Annotated in this window: 14 protein-coding genes, 1 tRNA gene and 1 pseudogene; 10 read left to right on the top strand and 6 right to left on the bottom strand. The window is 58.1% G+C overall.

The annotated features are described in order from the left end of the window. Positions 1-88 precede the first annotated feature (88 nt). The 5 genes from ACOAP0_RS18330 (at position 89) to ACOAP0_RS18310 (ending at position 7,009) form a co-directional block, all read left to right on the top strand. A complete protein-coding gene (locus ACOAP0_RS18330) occupies positions 89-2,635 on the top strand; it encodes a PAS domain-containing sensor histidine kinase (RefSeq protein WP_232459890.1) in 2,547 nt (848 codons plus the stop codon). 4 nt (positions 2,636-2,639) lie between these two features. Next, entirely contained in the window at positions 2,640-3,266 is a 627-nt protein-coding gene (locus tag ACOAP0_RS18325) for a response regulator transcription factor (protein ID WP_498391497.1), read from the top strand. 70 nt (positions 3,267-3,336) lie between these two features. Beyond that, on the top strand, positions 3,337-4,215 hold the full coding sequence (gene folD / locus ACOAP0_RS18320) for a bifunctional methylenetetrahydrofolate dehydrogenase/methenyltetrahydrofolate cyclohydrolase FolD (protein WP_498377593.1): 879 nt from the start codon (positions 3,337-3,339) through the stop codon (positions 4,213-4,215). A 50-nt stretch (positions 4,216-4,265) separates the two neighbouring features. Further along, positions 4,266-6,323 (top strand): M3 family metallopeptidase, encoded by a 2,058-nt coding sequence (locus tag ACOAP0_RS18315; protein WP_498377592.1) that lies wholly within the window; start codon positions 4,266-4,268, stop codon positions 6,321-6,323. A gap of 50 nt (positions 6,324-6,373) precedes the next feature. Beyond that, positions 6,374-7,009: a glutaredoxin domain-containing protein gene (locus ACOAP0_RS18310; protein ID WP_498377590.1), complete on the top strand. Its 636-nt coding sequence runs from the start codon at positions 6,374-6,376 to the stop codon at positions 7,007-7,009. Between the two features lie 113 nt (positions 7,010-7,122). Here the strand turns inward: ACOAP0_RS18310 and ACOAP0_RS18305 are convergent. The 5 genes from ACOAP0_RS18305 to cysS all read right to left on the bottom strand — a co-directional run bounded on the left by ACOAP0_RS18305 (position 7,123) and on the right by cysS (position 11,374). After that, positions 7,123-7,215: transfer RNA gene (locus tag ACOAP0_RS18305), tRNA-Ser, on the bottom strand. A gap of 106 nt (positions 7,216-7,321) precedes the next feature. After that, a complete protein-coding gene (gene tilS / locus ACOAP0_RS18300; protein ID WP_498377589.1) occupies positions 7,322-8,302 on the bottom strand; it encodes a tRNA lysidine(34) synthetase TilS in 981 nt (326 codons plus the stop codon). A 17-nt stretch (positions 8,303-8,319) separates the two neighbouring features. Further along, on the bottom strand, positions 8,320-9,297 hold the full coding sequence (locus ACOAP0_RS18295; protein WP_498377588.1) for an acetyl-CoA carboxylase carboxyltransferase subunit alpha: 978 nt from the start codon (positions 9,295-9,297) through the stop codon (positions 8,320-8,322). 47 nt (positions 9,298-9,344) lie between these two features. Further along, positions 9,345-9,998 carry a DNA-3-methyladenine glycosylase family protein gene (locus ACOAP0_RS18290; RefSeq protein WP_087493623.1) on the bottom strand — a complete coding sequence of 218 codons (654 nt, stop codon included), beginning with the start codon at positions 9,996-9,998 and terminating at the stop codon, positions 9,345-9,347. Next, the gene (gene cysS / locus ACOAP0_RS18285; RefSeq protein WP_498377587.1) at positions 9,998-11,374 is read right to left on the bottom strand and encodes a cysteine--tRNA ligase; all 1,377 of its coding nucleotides are present in this window, start codon (positions 11,372-11,374) and stop codon (positions 9,998-10,000) included. Before cysS ends, ACOAP0_RS18290 begins: the two co-directional genes overlap by 1 nt. Positions 11,375-11,558: 184 nt before the next feature. Here cysS and ACOAP0_RS18280 point away from each other — a divergent pair. The 5 genes and pseudogenes from ACOAP0_RS18280 (at position 11,559) to ACOAP0_RS18260 (ending at position 15,903) form a co-directional block, all read left to right on the top strand. After that, positions 11,559-12,706, top strand: a pseudogene (locus ACOAP0_RS18280) (L,D-transpeptidase Cds6 family protein). A 28-nt stretch (positions 12,707-12,734) separates the two neighbouring features. Then, on the top strand, positions 12,735-14,012 hold the full coding sequence (locus tag ACOAP0_RS18275) for a L,D-transpeptidase family protein (RefSeq protein ID WP_498377586.1): 1,278 nt from the start codon (positions 12,735-12,737) through the stop codon (positions 14,010-14,012). A gap of 50 nt (positions 14,013-14,062) precedes the next feature. Then, on the top strand, positions 14,063-14,593 hold the full coding sequence (locus tag ACOAP0_RS18270; RefSeq protein ID WP_498377805.1) for a peptidylprolyl isomerase: 531 nt from the start codon (positions 14,063-14,065) through the stop codon (positions 14,591-14,593). A gap of 3 nt (positions 14,594-14,596) precedes the next feature. After that, a complete protein-coding gene (locus tag ACOAP0_RS18265; RefSeq protein WP_498377585.1) occupies positions 14,597-15,127 on the top strand; it encodes a peptidylprolyl isomerase in 531 nt (176 codons plus the stop codon). Next, positions 15,109-15,903: a UDP-2,3-diacylglucosamine diphosphatase gene (locus ACOAP0_RS18260; RefSeq protein WP_498391496.1), complete on the top strand. Its 795-nt coding sequence runs from the start codon at positions 15,109-15,111 to the stop codon at positions 15,901-15,903. Before ACOAP0_RS18265 ends, ACOAP0_RS18260 begins: the two co-directional genes overlap by 19 nt. Here the strand turns inward: ACOAP0_RS18260 and ACOAP0_RS18255 are convergent. Further along, positions 15,900-17,516, bottom strand: coding sequence for an HD domain-containing phosphohydrolase (locus ACOAP0_RS18255; RefSeq protein WP_498377582.1), 1,617 nt, complete (start codon positions 17,514-17,516; stop codon positions 15,900-15,902). The genes ACOAP0_RS18260 and ACOAP0_RS18255 overlap by 4 nt on opposite strands. Positions 17,517-17,534: the final 18 nt, after the last annotated feature.

Raw genomic sequence — 17,534 nt, 5'->3', positions numbered from 1 at the left:
GCTTATTCATTTCACATATTGAAATATTTATGCTGCTTTGCAGCACTTGGAAACAGTGCGCCACCAGACCCTCCTCTACACTCGGGCAATGCCTTTTTACAAAGTGATCTCATTGCCCAAGCCGCTGGCAATTCCAACGGTGGATGGCGCCAAACGCTGGTGGCACCGGCTGACCCCGCACCGCCAGGACCGGGTAGCCATGTTGGCCCCACTGGCCGCGGTGTTATTGTTTTTTGCGGCCATCGTGGCCGCCTTGGGTTACCTGCGGCTGGAAGAAATGGACCGCGAGCAGGAAGCCGTGCAGCGCGACGTCGAGTACACCCAGCAACGCCTGCGCCTGCGCCTGCTCGAGCGGCAGGAACAGATCACCCGCATCGCCCGCGAACTCGCCAACCGTGAAATTGATACCAACGACTTCAAGTTACGCGCAGCTAACTTGCTGGATCAGTACCCCGAAGTCCAGGCCATGGCGTGGGTAGATGAGAAAAAGCGCACCCGCGCCAGCCAGGGCATGGGAGCCAATGCGATCGGGCCGTACCACATTCCGGGTGATGTGCTGCTCAAGGATGACCGCGATACCGGTTACTCCCTTACCCGCCAGCTCAACCAGCTCCTGTACATCCAACCTCCTTTGGCCAAAGATGAAGCGCCGCTGCTGCAAATGTTCATTCCCCTTAACAACAAGGGGCGTTTCTCGGGTGTTCTGATCACTGAGTATTCCATCGACGGGCTGTACCGCTATGGCGTACCGTCTGAGGTGTCTGCCCGTTATGCGATTTCGCTGCAGGACTCCGCCGGGCGGCTGCTGGCCGGTACCAGCATTCCGGGCCGCAAGCTGGTCAGCCGCTTCCTGCCTTGGGCCAGCCCGGGCAATGAGTACTCCATGCCCGTCTCGCCGGTCGGCTCGGGCCTGGTCATTCGCGCTCAGGCTTACCGTGCGTCTTTGGGCGTGATTGGCAGCGGCTTGTTCTGGCTGGTGAGTGCCTTGAGCGTCTTGACAGCCTGGATGCTGATTGCCAACTGGCGCCACACCCGCAGGCGTTTGCAGGCTCAGCAAGCGCTCATGTCGGAAACCAATTTCCGCCGTGCCATGGAGAATTCCATGCTCACCGGCATGCGAGCCATGGACTTGCAGGGACGCATCACCTACGTGAATGCGGCCTTCTGCCAGATGACGGGCTGGACCGAGTCCGACCTGGTGGGGCGAACAGCCCCCTTCCCCTATTGGCCTGACAGCGAACGTGAACACGTGGCTGCAAGGCTGGAGGAGGAGCTGACCGGCAACGCTACCCCCGGCGGGATACAGGTGCGCGTGAAGCGAAAAGACGGCAGCCTGTTCGACGCCCGCTTGTATGTCTCTCCGCTGATTGACGCCATGGGCACCCAAACCGGCTGGGTGACCTCCATGACCGACATCACCGAGCCCAACCGGGTTCGGGAACAGCTCACTGCTTCGCACCAGCGATTCACCACCGTGCTGGAGGCACTGGACGCGTCCATCTCCGTGGCCCCTTTGGGCAGCGACGAACTGCTGTTTGCCAACAAACTCTACCGGCAGTGGTTCGGCGTACAAGCCGGCGGCCACTTGCAGCTGGTGGCGGAGGCGGGCATGCCCAACAGCCCGACCAACGACGACTCGGATGACAGCGTCGACTCCTTCGCCGGCCTGCCGACCACTACCTTGCCTGACAGCGATCCTGAAAGTGCAGAGATTTTTATTGAGGCGTTAGGCAAGTGGCTCGAAGTGCGCACCCGTTACCTGAGCTGGGTGGACGGCCGCTTGGCCCAGATGGTGATTGCCACCGACATCACCACCCGTCGCCTTGCCGAAGAGCAGGCCGCCACCCAAGCCGAGCGAGCCCAAACCGCCAGCCGCTTGATCACCATGGGCGAAATGGCCTCCAGCGTGGCGCATGAGTTGAACCAACCTCTCACCGCGATCAACAACTACTGCAACGGCATGGTGTCGCGCATCAAAGACAAGCAGATCACCGAGCCGGACTTGCTGGTCGCGCTGGAAAAGACTGCAAAGCAGGCACAGCGCGCGGGTCAGATCATTCAGCGCATCCGCAGTTTCGTAAAACGCAGTGAGCCCAACCGCACGCTGTCTGAGGTGTCCACCATGGTGGCCGAAGCGGTGGAGTTGGCTGAAATAGAGTTGCGGCGCTTCAACGTGCGTCTGAACCACTACGTCGCGGCCCGCATTCCGCAGGTCATGGTGGACCCGATCCTGATTGAGCAAGTGCTGGTCAACCTGCTGCGCAATGCGGCTGAATCCATAGACTCTGCGCTGCGTCAAACCTCGGACCGTATCGTGGAGCTGCGCGTATTGCCAAAGCGCATAGACGATAAACCTGTTGTGGAATTTTCGGTGCAGGACACCGGCAAGGGACTGGCGCCCGAAGTCATGGCCCGCCTGTATGAAGCGTTCTATTCCACCAAGGCTGATGGCATGGGCATAGGACTATCCCTATGCCGATCCATCGTCGAGTCCCACCTGGGGCGGATGACCGCTGAGAACATCTACAATGGAGATGACGTTGTGGGCTGCCGGTTTTCATTCTGGGTGCCCTTGAACGACACCGGTACGCTGACCTACTCGGAGCCACCGGCCCCCCAACCCAACCTCGGATAACTGAATGAGCTTGATCCCCAAAAAAGGAACGGTTTACGTCGTAGACGATGACGAAGCAGTGCGCGATTCGCTGCAATGGTTGCTGGAGGGCAAGGGGTACCGGGTTCGGTGTTTTGATTCTGCTGAGTCTTTCCTGAGTCGCTATGACGCGCGTGAGGTTGCCTGCTTGATCGTCGACATCCGAATGGGTGGCATGACGGGCTTGGAACTGCAGACCCGCCTAATCGAAGCCAAGTCTCCCCTGCCTATCGTCTTCATCACCGGTCACGGCGACGTGCCCATGGCCGTGGACAGCATGAAAAAAGGCGCCATGGATTTCATCCAGAAGCCCTTCAAGGAAGACCAACTGGTCAGCCTCGTGGAGCGCACGCTCGACCACGCCAAGGACACCTTTGCCGACTACCAGTTGGCCGTCAACCGTGACGCCCTGCTCTCCAAGTTGACCTTGCGTGAAAGCCAAGTGCTGGAGCGCATCGTCGCGGGCCGCCTGAACAAGCAAATTGCGGATGACCTGGGCATCAGCATCAAGACGGTGGAGGCGCACCGCGCCAACATCATGGAAAAGCTCAGTGCCAACACGGTGGCCGACCTGCTGAAAATTGCACTCGGCCAGAACGCCCCGAAAACCTGACGCTACAAACTTTATCGCTACCCGCGCCCGCTCTGCCTCCGCTGCGGGCGTTTTTACTTCAAGATCAAGAATGACTGCTTCCACTACCGCCCAGATCATCGACGGCAATGCCCTCGCCGCCCAACTCCGCTCCGACGTCGCCCGCCGCACCGAAGCACTAAAGGCCCGTGGCCTGACGCCGGGTCTGGCTGTGGTTCTGGTTGGCGACAACCCTGCTTCTCAGGTCTATGTGCGCAACAAGGTGAAGGCGTGCTCGGACGCGGGCTTGCATTCGGTGCTGGAGAAGTACGACGCCAGCATGACCGAAGCCGAGTTACTGGCCCGGGTGGAGGCACTCAATAACGACCCGTCCATCCACGGCATCCTGGTACAGCTGCCCTTGCCCGCACACATTGATGCCAACAAGGTCATCGAATCCATCGCCCCGACCAAAGACGTGGACGGCTTTCACATCGCCAGCGCCGGCGCGCTGATGGTCGGACAACCCGGTTTCTGGCCCTGCACCCCTTACGGCTGCATGAAGATGCTGGAGAGCATCGGTTATGACTTGCGTGGCAAGCATGCCGTGGTGATCGGCCGCTCCAATATCGTGGGCAAACCCATGGCCATGATGTTGCTGCAAAAAAGCGCCACGGTCACCATGTGCCACAGCGCAACACCCGACCTCAAAGCAATGACCTTGCAAGCCGATGTGATTGTGGCGGCGGTGGGCAAGCGCAATGTGCTGACAGCCGACATGGTCAAGCCAGGTGCCGTGGTCATCGATGTGGGCATGAACCGCAACGACGAAGGCAAACTTTGCGGCGATGTGGACTACGCGGGCGTCAGCCAGGTGGCCGGGTACATCACCCCGGTGCCCGGCGGCGTGGGCCCCATGACCATCACCATGCTACTGGTCAACACCATGGAATCTGCAGAGCGCGACGCCGCCGCGCGTGGCCTTGTTTAATCACGCTTCGCCCGCATCTGCACAGTTCTGAATCGCACACCTCCGGCACCATGAATCCACTGCTCCAAAACGCCCCGCTCCCTCTTTTCGACCGCATCACACCAGCTGACGTCGGCCCGGCGGTAGACGAACTCCTTGCCAAAGCCGATGCTGCTCTGGAGCAAGTAACGGCAGCATCTTTTCCGGCAGAGTGGACGGCCATCGCGTCGGTGCTGGATGTGGCAACCGAACGCTTGGGTTTAGCTTGGGGTGCCGTAAGTCACTTGAACAGCGTGGCAGACAGCCCCGAGCTGCGTGCCGCGTACAACGCGGCCCTGCCCAAGGTGACTGAGTTCTGGACCCGTCTCGGTGCCGACGAACGCCTGTTTGCCAAGTACAAAGCCATCGACACAGCCCGGCTGAACGCAGAGCAGTTGCAAGCACACAAAAATGCCGTACGCAACTTCGTACTGGGCGGCGCCGACCTGCAGGGCGCAGAGCGCGAACGGTTTGCCGAGATCCAGGAAAAGCAGGCTGAACTGGGGCAAAAATTCAGCGAAAACACGCTCGACGCCACGGACGCCTTCAGCTACTACGCCACTCTGGCTGAACTGGACGGTGTACCTGCCGATGTGGTGCAAGCTGCCCGCAGCGCTGCAGAAGCTGAGGGTAAAGAAGGCTACAAACTCACGCTCAAAATGCCGTGCTACCTGCCGGTAATGCAGTTCGCTACCAGCAGCACCCTGCGCGGCATGCTCTACAGGGCCTATGCGACCCGCGCATCCCAAGAAGCTGCCGAAGAGTTCCGTAAATTCGACAACACCGAGGTCATCAACGGCATTCTGGCCCTGCGTAAAGAAGAAGCCCAGCTGCTGGGTTACCCCGACTTCGCAACGCTGTCGGTGGTGCCCAAGATGGCAGACTCTCCTGACACCGTCATCCGCTTCCTGCGGGACCTGGCCCGCAAAGCACGCCCCTTCGCAGAGAAGGACGTGGCCGACCTGCGCGCGTTTGCCAAGGATGAATTGCAGCTCAACGACCCGCAGCCATGGGACTGGCCGTACATCTCCGAAAAGCTCAAAGAGGCCCGTTACGCCTTCAGCGAGCAAGAGGTCAAACAGTACTTCACCGCCCCCAAGGTGTTGGCCGGCTTGTTCAAAATCATCGAAACCCTGTTCGATGTGGAAATCAGCCCGGACTACGCACCGGTCTGGAACCCCGGCGTGTCGTTCTACCGCATTGAGCGGGTCGGCCCTCAAGGCCGCAACCTGATCGGACAGTTTTACCTGGACCCGACCGCCCGCAGCGGCAAGCGTGGTGGCGCCTGGATGGACGATGTGCGCACCCGTTGGCTGCGTCCGGACACCGGCACCCTGCAAACTCCGGTCGCCCACTTGGTCTGCAACTTTGCCGACGGCGTCGAAGTAGACGGCGTCAAAAAACCGGCCCTGCTCTCTCACGATGATGTGACGACACTGTTCCACGAGTTCGGCCACGGCCTGCACCACATGCTGACCCAGGTGAACGAGCGGGATGTATCCGGCATCAGCGGCGTGGAGTGGGATGCAGTGGAGCTGCCCAGCCAGTTCATGGAAAACTTCTGCTGGGAGTGGAATGTGCTCCAACACATGACCGCCCACGTGGATACCGGAGAACCCTTGCCACGCGCACTGTTCGACAAGATGCTGGCCGCCAAGAACTTCCAGAGCGGCATGCAAACCCTGCGCCAAATTGAGTTTGCTTTGTTTGACATGCTGTTGCACTCCCAGCACACGCCCGGCCACGACATCATGCCGCTGTTGAAACAAGTGAGGGATGAAGTTGCCGTGCTGCAATCGCCGGCTTGGAGCCGCACCGCGCATACGTTCAGCCACATTTTTGCCGGAGGCTACGCGGCAGGCTATTACAGTTACAAGTGGGCAGAGGTACTGAGCGCAGATGCCTACGCGGCCTTTGAAGAGACCGTGGGAGCTGATGGCAGCGCAAATCCGGAAACCGGTAAACGCTACCGCACAGCCATTCTCGAAGCCGGGGGCAGCCGGCCCGCCATGGAGTCCTTCAAGGCTTTCCGCGGCCGTGAACCCTCCATGGACGCTCTATTGCGCCACCAAGGCATGTCTGTCCAATAATCGGGCTGATGCAACCGACTCCATCGCTTCAAACCTTAAGGATCACGACCATGGCTTCACGCACTTCAATGGCACTGGGCTTGGCACTGCTGGTGATGGCAGGTGTCACACAGGCTCAAGGCGTCTACAAAATCGTAGGGCCGGATGGCAAAGTCACGTTTTCCGACAAACCTCCTACCGCGGCCCAAAGCGCAGCCGGCACTGCAACACCAGTCACACCGGGTGGCAATGCCGCAGGTGCAGATCTGCCATTTGAATTGCGGCAGGTCGTTTCCAAATACCCGTTCACCTTGTACACATCGGCCCAGTGCGCCCCCTGCGACTCAGCACGCACGTTGCTGAAATCCCGCGGTGTGCCCTTTAGCGAAAAGACAATTGCAACCGCAGAGGACAGCGAAGCCCTGCAACGCCTTTCTGGCGAGTCCACCTTGCCTTATGCCACCATAGGCGCACAAAAGCTTAAAGGATTCTCCGATACAGAGTGGACCCAGTACCTGGATGCGGCTGGCTACCCCAAGAATCCGATGCTGCCCAAGTCCTACCGTTACCCGGCAGCCACGCCGTTGGTCGCCGTGCAGAAAGCCCCCACCCCCAAAGCGGAACCTGTGGCCAAGCCTGCTGAAGTTGCACCACCACCAGCCCCGTCGGCGCCATCACCGTCCAATCCGGCCGGTATTACGTTCTAGGCGAAAAATTGCAAAAAAAAGCCCGATACCAGTCGGGCTTTTTTTTGGGCGATAAGCCCCTGGATGCAGGCAAAGAAAAAGCCCCAAGCAGTGAACTGCATGGGGCTCTGACTTGGCGGAAACGGAGGGATTCGAACCCTCGATGAGGCTCTACACCCCATACTCCCTTAGCAGGGGAGCACCTTCGGCCACTCGGTCACGTTTCCTGACAGCCAATATTATCTCACGACTCAGACCCGTTTTTTTTAACTCAGGGCTGAAAGTCATGCCTTCACGGCAAGATCCCCCCCAGTTCGATGTCTGCAATGGTCTTTATTGTCCGGAATGAAATGAAGCCACTTGCCATTCGAGCGTAGCGCCTCGCCGCGTCACGAATCCATTTCCCACTTTAAGGTGAATGCGGTGACCCCGCGTCGTGCACGCTTGCACCTGCTTACGCAACTCCAACAACTGGGAAGCCTGGGGAATCACGCCATGCCCGAGTTTCAGCCAGCGCCGCAGTACATTCGACTGCCGCGCAGGCGAGAGCGCTTGCAGACTGCGAATGTTAGGCCGACCCGGCGCCTCACGCTCCACCGCGCGCCAATCCTCATCGGCCATTTCAGCCAAAAGAGCTTCCGCCTCCGCAGCGTGGCGGGCACTCCGGGCAAAAGTCTCCAGAAACTGTGGAAAAACCCGCTGCAATGCGGGCAACAACTCAGAGCGGATATGGTTGCGGGTATAGCGATGGTCAGCGTTAGTGGGGTCCGAGACCCAGGGCTCATTGTTGGCTACCAGCCATCGTTTGAGCGCGTCACCGGCGACCTGTAGCAATGGACGGAAGAAATGGACCTTGCCGCGCTGCCATTGAGCGGGCATACCGCTAAGGCCAGCCAGACCTGCGCCTCTGCCAAGAGCCAGCAACATTGTCTCTACCTGATCATCAGCATGCTGGGCAATTGCTATAGATTTAATAGCTACTCCCGCACATTCCATCTGCGCCAGGGCATCAAATGCTTTGTAACGTGCAATGCGGGCAGCATCCTCAGGGCTTTGCCCGGGAACGGCATGGGCATGCACTGCCTCCACATGCAGCGGAATACCGAGACGACTGCACACGCTTCGGCAATGGGCTTCAAAGTCAGCAGCCGCCGCTTGCAGCCCATGATTGACGTGAATGGCCACCACCTGCCCCGGCCATTGCCGGGCACAAGCCACCAGCAAGGCCGACGAATCCGCGCCACCGCTGTAGGCCACCCCCAAAGGCAAAGCGGGCTCAAAGGCCCGCATCGCTTGGTCAAATGACTGTGTCATGCAACACGGTCTGGCATTTACTTACCGGCAGCCTTGGTATCTGTAAAGCGGCCGTAACTCTGTAAACGCTCATAGCGACGATCGACCAATTCTTTGACTTTGAGATCGCTAATCTGGCGATAAGCATCCGACAACGCGCGCTTGAGGAAGGCAGCAGCTTGCTTGGTGTCGCGATGTGCGCCACCTACCGGCTCGTTCACGATCTTGTCGACCAGCCCCAAAGCCTTCAAACGGTGGGCGGTGATGCCCAATGCATCGGCAGCTTCCTGCGCTTTGTCGGAGGTTTTCCAGAGAATAGAAGCGCAGCCTTCCGGGCTGATCACCGAGTAGACCGAGTACTGCAACATGATGACCTGATCGGCCACCGAAATCGCCAATGCGCCACCGGAACCACCTTCGCCGATGATGGTAGTGATGATGGGTACTTCCAGCTGTGCCATCTCAAAAATGTTGCGGCCAATAGCTTCTGACTGACCGCGCTCTTCGGCGTCAATGCCGGGGTACGCACCAGGAGTATCCACGAAGGTGAACACCGGCAATTTGAACTTTTCGGCCAGCTTCATCAAGCGCAGGGCTTTGCGGTAGCCCTCGGGCTTGCTCATGCCGAAGTTGCGCAGACCGCGCTCTTTGGTGTCACGGCCTTTTTGTTGGCCGATGACCATGCAAGGCGTGCCATTGAAACGAGCCAAGCCGCCCACGATGCTCAAATCGTCTGCAAAGTGGCGGTCTCCGTGCAGTTCGACGAAATGGGTGAAGATTTCGCCAACGTAGTCGAGGGTGTAGGGGCGCTCAGCGTGACGAGCGATTTTGGTGATCTGCCAAGGGGTCAGGTCACTGTAAATGTCTTTGGTGAGCTGCTGGCTCTTCTTGCTCAGCTGATCGATTTCGGCAGAGATATCCACTGCCGATTCATTCTGGACGTAGCGCAATTCTTCAATCTTGCCTTCAAGCTCCGCAATGGGCTGCTCGAAATCGAGGAAAGTCTTTTTTGCCAACGTTTTTCTCCTTCTTGCGGTGCTGGCACAGCCTGTGCCGGCACCCGTTAGTACGCGACCGGTAACGGGTCGAGAGACCGCCAAATATACCAAGTTGCAACGCTGCAATATGGCGCCCAGGCGGCGGCGACCTCGCGCGCATCGCTGCGGCTCACCACATCGCCCGAAAAATAGTTTTGGCTGATGCCGGTGATCAAACCGTCGTCATCCAAGGGCAGCACGTTCGGACGCATCAAATGGAAGATCAAAAACATTTCCGCCGTCCAGCGGCCGATACCGCGAATGGACACCAGCTCGGCGATGATTTCCTCATCTTCCATGCTGTCCCAGTCTTTGACGTGCAAGGCTCCGTTGTCGAAATGCAAGGCCAAATCCACCAGATACTCCACCTTGCGGGCACTCAAACCAGCGGCGCGCATGTCGTCCACTTTTAGCTTAAGCACGTTGGCCGGTGTCAGCTTTTTGGGCAAGACGGCGAATCGATCCCACACGGTTTGGGCCGCCTTGACGGAAATCTGCTGCCCGATGATGCTACGTGCCAAGGTCACGAATGCATCACCGCGGGTCTGCAAACACGCGTCCCCGAACTGGGGGATCAAGCGCTTCATCACCCGGTCTTTCTTCATCAGGTGCTTGCAGGCTTCTTCCCAGAAATAGGGCGTAGTAACCACGTCAGCAGCGGCTGTGGGGGCAACGGCCATTACTGCGCTACCTCCCATGTGGTACCGGCCGCAGAATCCTTCAACACAATGCCCTGGGCAAGCAAGTCTTTGCGAATCGCGTCAGCTAGAGCGAAGTCCTTGGCCGCTTTGGCTGCAGCACGGTCAGCAATACGTTGCTGGATTGTGGCTTCATCCAGCCCCGCACCCGATTGCAAATAGGCATTGGCATCAGCCTGCAGTAGCCCGAGACAAGCGCCAAGTGCCTTTAACAAGGACGCTGCCTCCACAGATTTGGAGCGGTTTACCTCCCCTGCAAGGTCAAACAACACAGCCACCGCCTCAGGGGTGCCGAAATCCTCATCCATCGCGGCCTTGAAACGGGCGGCAAACGGGTTACTCCAATCAATACTGATGTCTGTTGCTTGTACTTGACTGAGCGCTGTGTAAAGGCGCTTTAAAGCCTGACGTGCGTCGTCCAGATGGGCGTCGCTGTAATTCAAAGCGCTACGGTAATGGGCCCGCACAATGAAAAAGCGCACAGTTTCTGCGTCGTATTGGCGAAGCACATCGCGAATGGTGAAGAAATTCCCCAGCGACTTGCTCATCTTCTCGTTGTCGACCCGCACAAAGCCGTTGTGCATCCAGAAGTTCGCCAAGGCTTGCCCGTGAGCCCCTTCACTCTGGGCAATTTCGTTTTCATGGTGTGGAAATTGCAGGTCTGCACCACCACCATGAATATCAAAAGTTGTACCCAAGGTTGCGCAACTCATGGCCGAGCATTCGATGTGCCAGCCCGGACGACCGGTACCGAACACACTTTCCCATTTGGCTTCCGGGGGCTCTTCCGGCTTAGCCGACTTCCACAGCACAAAATCCAGCGGGTCTTCCTTGCCATCCAGCACAGCTACACGCTCGCCTGCACGCAGTTCGTCGAGCGACTTGCCGGAAAGCTTCCCGTAACCCTCGAACTTGCGGACCGAGTAATTGACATCGCCATTGCTGGCGCGGTAGGCCAGCCCTTTGGCCTCCAGCTCGCCGATCAAGGACAACATTTGAGGCACATATTCAGTGGCACGGGGCTCCACCGACGGTGGTTCGATGTGCAAGGCACCAATATCCGCGTGCATGGCGGCAATCATCTCGTCGGTCAGTTGGCGGATGGTGATGCCACGTTCCACCGCTCGCCGGATGATTTTGTCGTCAATGTCAGTGATATTGCGCACGTAGGTCACTTGCATGCCGCTGGCCTTCAGCCACCGCTGAACCACATCAAACGCCATCATCATCCTTGCGTGGCCGATATGACAGAGGTCGTAAATGGTCATACCGCAGACGTACATCCGCACATGGCCGGGCTCAATCGGGGTAAATGGCTGCAACGAACGCGTCAGCGTGTTGAAAATGCGCAAACTCATGGGCTTCAAAGACCTGAACACAAAAACAGCGAGCCCGCTACAACACCAAGTGTCATATAGGGGCTCGTTAGGAATCTAAACGGGGGGTTGCCGCGGGGCGGGACGCAAACCCCTCAGCTACAATGCAGCGCAGTATAAAGCCCCACGACGAGGGCTTCTCCCAGCGCAAGAATTCAAAGGCAATATGAAGCACGCCCCCACCAAGGTTTTTACCGCAATCCGTTGGATCGCACTGGCTGCCACACTCTCTTTTGGAGTTGCACACGCCGATGACTACTCCGACGTAGCGCAACTGGTCCGCAACGGGAAATTGCCGGAAGCCATGACCAAGGTGGACCAGTTTTTAGTCGCGAAGCCGAGGGATCCCCAGATGCGCTTCCTCAAAGGCGTCATCCAGCGCGATTCAGGCAAAACATCTGAGGCGATTGCAACATTCACCCGCCTGACCGAAGACTACCCTGAGCTCCCTGAGCCCTACAACAATTTGGCAGTGCTGACGCGGGCCAGAGTCAGTACGACAAGGCACGCACGGCCTTGGAAATGGCTATCCGCACCAACCCCAGCTACACCACTGCCCATGAAAACCTGGGTGACGTGTACGCCAAGCTGGCCAGCCAAGCCTACGGCAAAGCATTGCAACTAGACAGCAGCAACGCTGCGGTCGCCCCGAAATTGGCCCTGATCCGCGAGCTCTTCAATCCCGCAGCAGCCAAAGGACAGCGTCCCACAACAGCGGCAACCTTGCCTGCAACGCCAGCTACCACCGGCAACGTACCTTCTGCGCCAGCTGTGACTAAACCGGCCCCTTCCCTGCCTGATACCCCGGTCGCCAAGGCACCTCCCACCTTGCCGGCGACAGTGACCAACAACAAACCAGCGGCCGTACCAGCAGCGGCACCGGCTCCTGTTGCCTCATCCACTCCTGCATCCGCGGCTGCACCTGCAGCGCCAGCACCGGCCAAACCCGCTCCGGCGGAATCCAACAGCAATGCAAACGCCCAGAAGGACGTGGAAAATGCGGTCCGGAATTGGGCCAAAGCTTGGGCCGCACGTGATGTAAAGGGCTATCTTGCTGCGTACGGCAAAGACTTCGCCACACCATCCGGTACCAGCCGCGCTGCCTGGGAAGACGAGCGCCGCCAGCGAATAACCAGCAAGTCCAAAATCAGCGTGAAGCTGGAAAACCTGAACATCAGCGTAAACGGGAACAAAGCGACAGCCAAGTTCCGTCAGGATTACAAGGCCAACGAATTGGCGGTGTCCAGCCGCAAATCCCTGGATCTGGTCAAGGCCGGTGACCGCTGGGTCATCGTGCGTGAATCCGTGAACTGAAGTCCAGACTTCCCTGACCAAGGTGTTCATGAGTCCTTTTCTTGCGCTGCGCAGCAGCTGCTTGTCGCGTCTGGCCTTGCCGCTGGCGACGATGGCGTTCTTTGGCCTTTCCGCTGACATGGCAGCGGCCAACGGCCGCAACGACAAAAGGGAAGCCAAGGCAACCGTAGTCAAACAGGCGCCCCAATCGTTGGACGCGGGTGGTGTAGCGGAAGCCAGACTCATTGAAATCTACAACCTCATTGGCCAGGGAGCAGGCAAAGATGCCTTCTTGAAGGCTGAACAGCTGGCCACCGATTTGCCGAACTTCCAGTTGGCACAATTGGTATACGGCGATTTATTGGTTGCAAGAACACGCCCTGTCAGCACCCTGGGCGATGTACCTTCTGCGATGGCCAAAGATGGCAGCAATACGCTGAAGGAACTCCGCGAAGAATCGCTGAAACGCGTCAAGGCACTCAAAGAGCGCCCCGTGCCCGGAACCATTCCTGTCCAGTTCCTGCAACTTGCCCCCAGCACGCGCCATGCTATTGCCGTGGATGCCTCCCGCTCGCGTTTGTATCTGTTTGAGAACACTCCCACCGGCTTGGCGCTGATGGCTGATTACTACATTTCTGTAGGCAAGGCCGGCACATCCAAAACTGTGGAGGGTGACCAAAGAACTCCATTGGGCGTGTATTACATCACCAGCAACCTCGACCCGAAGTCGCTAAAAGATTTTTACGGCTCCGGGGCTTTGCCTATCAGTTATCCCAACGTACTGGATGCAAAGCGCGGAAAAACCGGCAGCGGTATCTGGCTGCACGGTACACCACCCACCCAATTTTCACGCCCGCCCCTCGCCACTGACGGTTGTGTGGTTCTCGCAAACCCGGATCTGGACCACATCATCCGGACTGTCGCAGTCCGCGCAACTCCTGTGGTGATTGCTCAACAACTGGAATGGGTGACCCCGTCCAAGGCAAAAGCAGCAAGCAATGGCTTTGAAGAGGCGCTTTTTGCCTGGCGAAATGCCAAAACGGCGGGGGATGTGAACCAGGTTCTCTCTCATTACACCCAGGACTTCAATAGCAACGGCAAGTCACTTTCTCAATGGACCCCTCTGCTCCGTGGCGAGATGGAAAAAACCAAAGGACGAACCATTCAGCTCAAGGATGTGTCTTATCTACACTGGGTAGACAGCTCCGAGACCATGGTTGCCACGTTTGGCGAAGTCGCTGAAGGGTCCCGCATCGGTTGGACCAAGCGCCAGTACTGGACGCGGCAAAACGGTCAATGGAAGATTTTTTACGAAGGAGTCCTTTGATGGCCTATCGATTGCAAGCATTCGCTCGTTCTTTATTCGTTTTACTCGCCATGGGAGTGGCATGCGTTTCGTATGCACAGGAACAAACCACCAAAGTCGTATTTCAGACCACGGCCGGAAACTTCACCGTGGAGCTCTATCCTGACAGAGCGCCCAAAACGGTTGAAAACTTTGTGCAATATGTGAAAGACAAGCATTACAACGGCACCATCTTCCACCGCGTGATTCCCAACTTCATGGTCCAGGGTGGAGGGTTCACCTCCGCGATGCAGCAAAAGGCGACCCGCGCGCCTGTTCCGCTTGAAGCGAATAACAAACTAAAAAATGACCGTGGCACCATCGCCATGGCACGTACCTCAGACCCCAACAGCGCAACGGCACAGTTCTTCATCAATGTGGTGGACAACCAGAACTTGAATGCACCACGTCCGGATGGTTACGGGTACACCGTATTCGGAAAGGTGATTCAAGGCATGGACACCATCGACAAAATCCGTACAGTGCCCACGACCAGTGCCGGCATGTTCCAAGACGTCCCTCAAACCCCCATCGTTATCAACTCAGCCACATTGGCTCCCTAAATCATGAGCAATCCTCAAGTCGAACTCCATATCGCCGGCTACGGTGTCATCACCCTTGAGCTGGACCAAGACAAAGCACCCAAGTCCACCGCCAACTTTCTGGCCTACGTGAACAAAGGGCACTACAACAACACCATCTTCCACCGTGTGATCCCCGGATTCATGATCCAAGGCGGCGGCATGGAGCCCGGCATGGCCCAAAAGACCACGGATGCTCCCATCGAAAACGAAGCCAACAACGGCCTCAAAAACGCCATCTACACCGTGGCAATGGCCCGCACTGGCGATCCGCACTCCGCAACTGCCCAGTTCTTCATCAACGTGGCAGACAACGGATTTTTGAACCACACCGCCCCCAGCATGCAAGGTTGGGGCTACGCAGTCTTCGGAAAAGTAGTGTCCGGCACCGATGTGGTCGACAAAATCAAGGCCGTCAAAACCGGTCGCAAGGGTTTCCATGATGACGTGCCCAAAGAAGACGTCATCATCGAAAAAGCCGTCGCGCTGCAAACCTCATGCCGCCAGTGGAACTGAACGCCCCGCTCCACTGGCGGCAAGTGGATTTCATTTCTGATCTCCACCTCCAAGCATCCGAGCCCGGCACCCATGCGCTATGGGTGCAGTTCATGCAAAACACCACCGCAGATGCCCTGTTTATTCTTGGCGACCTGTTTGAAGTCTGGGTGGGTGACGATGTTTTAGATAACCCGGAAACCTTTGAAGCCGCTTGCGCAGAGACGATCAGGCTGACGGCAACTCGCCTGCCTGTCTACTTACTGCACGGCAATCGGGATTTCTTGATGGGCGCACGGCTCGCACAGGCCGCTAACGCCACACTGCTGCGAGACCCAACCACCTTGCACTTTGCAGGCAAACGGACGGTTTTGACTCACGGCGATGCTTTGTGCCTGGACGACAAAGACTACCAAGTCTTCCGCAGCATGGTGCGCTCTGACGCATGGCAGCGGGAATTTCTATCCAAACCTCTGTCGGAACGGCAGCACATTGCGGCTGACATCCGCGCACGCAGCGAAGCACAAAAGACCTCTGGGTTTGAATATGCCGATGTGGACGATCTCGCCGCTTGCGAACTGCTGAACTCGGCGTTTGCAGACGTCATGATCCACGGCCACACCCACCGGCCCGCAACCCACACTCTGGCTGGTGGGCATGCCCGTTGGGTGCTCAGTGATTGGCATATCCATGGTGCGCACCACCGGGCGGAAGTTCTGCGCTTGCAAGTTCCAGCGACCGGAGGTGACGCGGTGTTCGGCCGACTGCCACCCGGAGATTGCGGGCCCATGTCCTAGCCGGCTGCCGGCTCTACTTCGTCGATCTGCCACGGGTCCAGGAACTGCTCGGCATAACGCAAATAAACGCGCTCCTGCACAAATACGTCGAACAAATCGGGGTCGATATGCCCGGTATCCCGAAACTTGGTCATGATCTGCATGGCCTGTGAGAGCTTCATCCCCGGCTTGTAGGGTCGGTCTTTGGCGGTCAGTGCTTCAAAAATATCGGCGATGCCCATGATGCGGGCCTGGACAGACATCTGGTCCCGCGTCAGGCCCTTGGGGTAGCCTTTGCCATCCATACGCTCATGGTGGCCGCCTGCATATTCCGGCACATTGCGCAGGTGCTTGGGCCATGGCAGCTGCTCCAGCATTTTGATGGTGGCCACTATATGGTGATTGATGATCTCCCTTTCGGCGGCCGTCAGCGTGCCGCCACGGATGCTGAGGTTTTCCATCTCATCTGCAGAGAGGAACTCGGACTCCAACCCGTCCGGATTTCGCCAAGTTGTCTGCGTGCCAATCGAGCGAACACGCTGTACCGCAGCATCGCTCATGTACTCGGTTCCACGATTGGCCTGGCGGAGGAATTCACGGTCAGCGTCCCAGGCGTCGATATCGGCACGTGCTTGGGCCAACAGGGCTGCCTCAGCGGCGGGGTCTTTGACGTCGCGCAGCGCCAGTTGGGCGCGCAAGGCCTCCAGCTCACGATCTCTTTTGATGACCTCAAACCGCGTATCCACCAGCGCAATGCGGTCAAACAGGGTTTGCAGTTTGGTGGCTTTATCCACCACGTGCACCGGCGTGGTGACTTTGCCGCAATCGTGCAACAAACCTGCAATCTTGAGTTCGTAGCGATCCCGCTCCCCCATCTGGAAGCCGGCTAAAGGCCCATCACGGGTCTGATCCACCGCTTGAGCCAACATCATGGTCAGCGCGGGTACGCGCTCACAATGGCCTCCGGTGTAATGAGACTTTTCATCGATCGCCACGTTGATCAAGCTGATAAACGACTCAAACAGCGACTCCAGCTGCGTCATCAGCCCCCGATTGGTAATGGCAATGGCTGCTTGGGACGCCAAAGACTCTGCCAGGCTCTGGTCTGAGGTGCTGAAGCTGCGCACCTGTCCGTTGACAGGATCCGTAGCATTAATCAACTGCAGAACCCCGATCACGTCCCCCTCATGGTCTTTCATTGGTACCGTTAAGAAGGACTGGGAGCGATAGCCGGTGCGCTCATCAAAGCGCCGTGTGCCGGAAAAGTCGAACTCGGCAGCGGTGTAAGCATCAGCGATGTTCACCGTCTGGTTATGCAGCGCCGAATAGGCCGCCACGAGGGAGTCGTTCGGGCGCCCGTCCACATCATGCAAAGGCAGATCGGGAAAATCAATCGGCTTGCCGGAAACCCCGCCCATCGCCATATTGAGAGAGGCCGTCCGGATGATTTCAAAGCGAAGCGCGGCGCGGTCGTCCGTGACACGGTACAAGGTCCCGGCATCCGCATGGGTGATGGATTTGGCCGCCAGCAGAATGCTGTCCAACAAACGGGCAATATCCCGCTCGCGGGACAGCGCCGTACCGATCTCGTTGAGCTGCTCCAATCGGCGCAGCAGGTCATCTACAGAGTCCACACAACCCCCTCTCAAGAG

The organism is Curvibacter sp. Hmag1.1 (assembly GCF_059769165.1).
The sequence above is the reverse complement of the archived record's forward strand: the minus strand, read 5'-3'. Positions and strand labels throughout refer to the sequence as shown.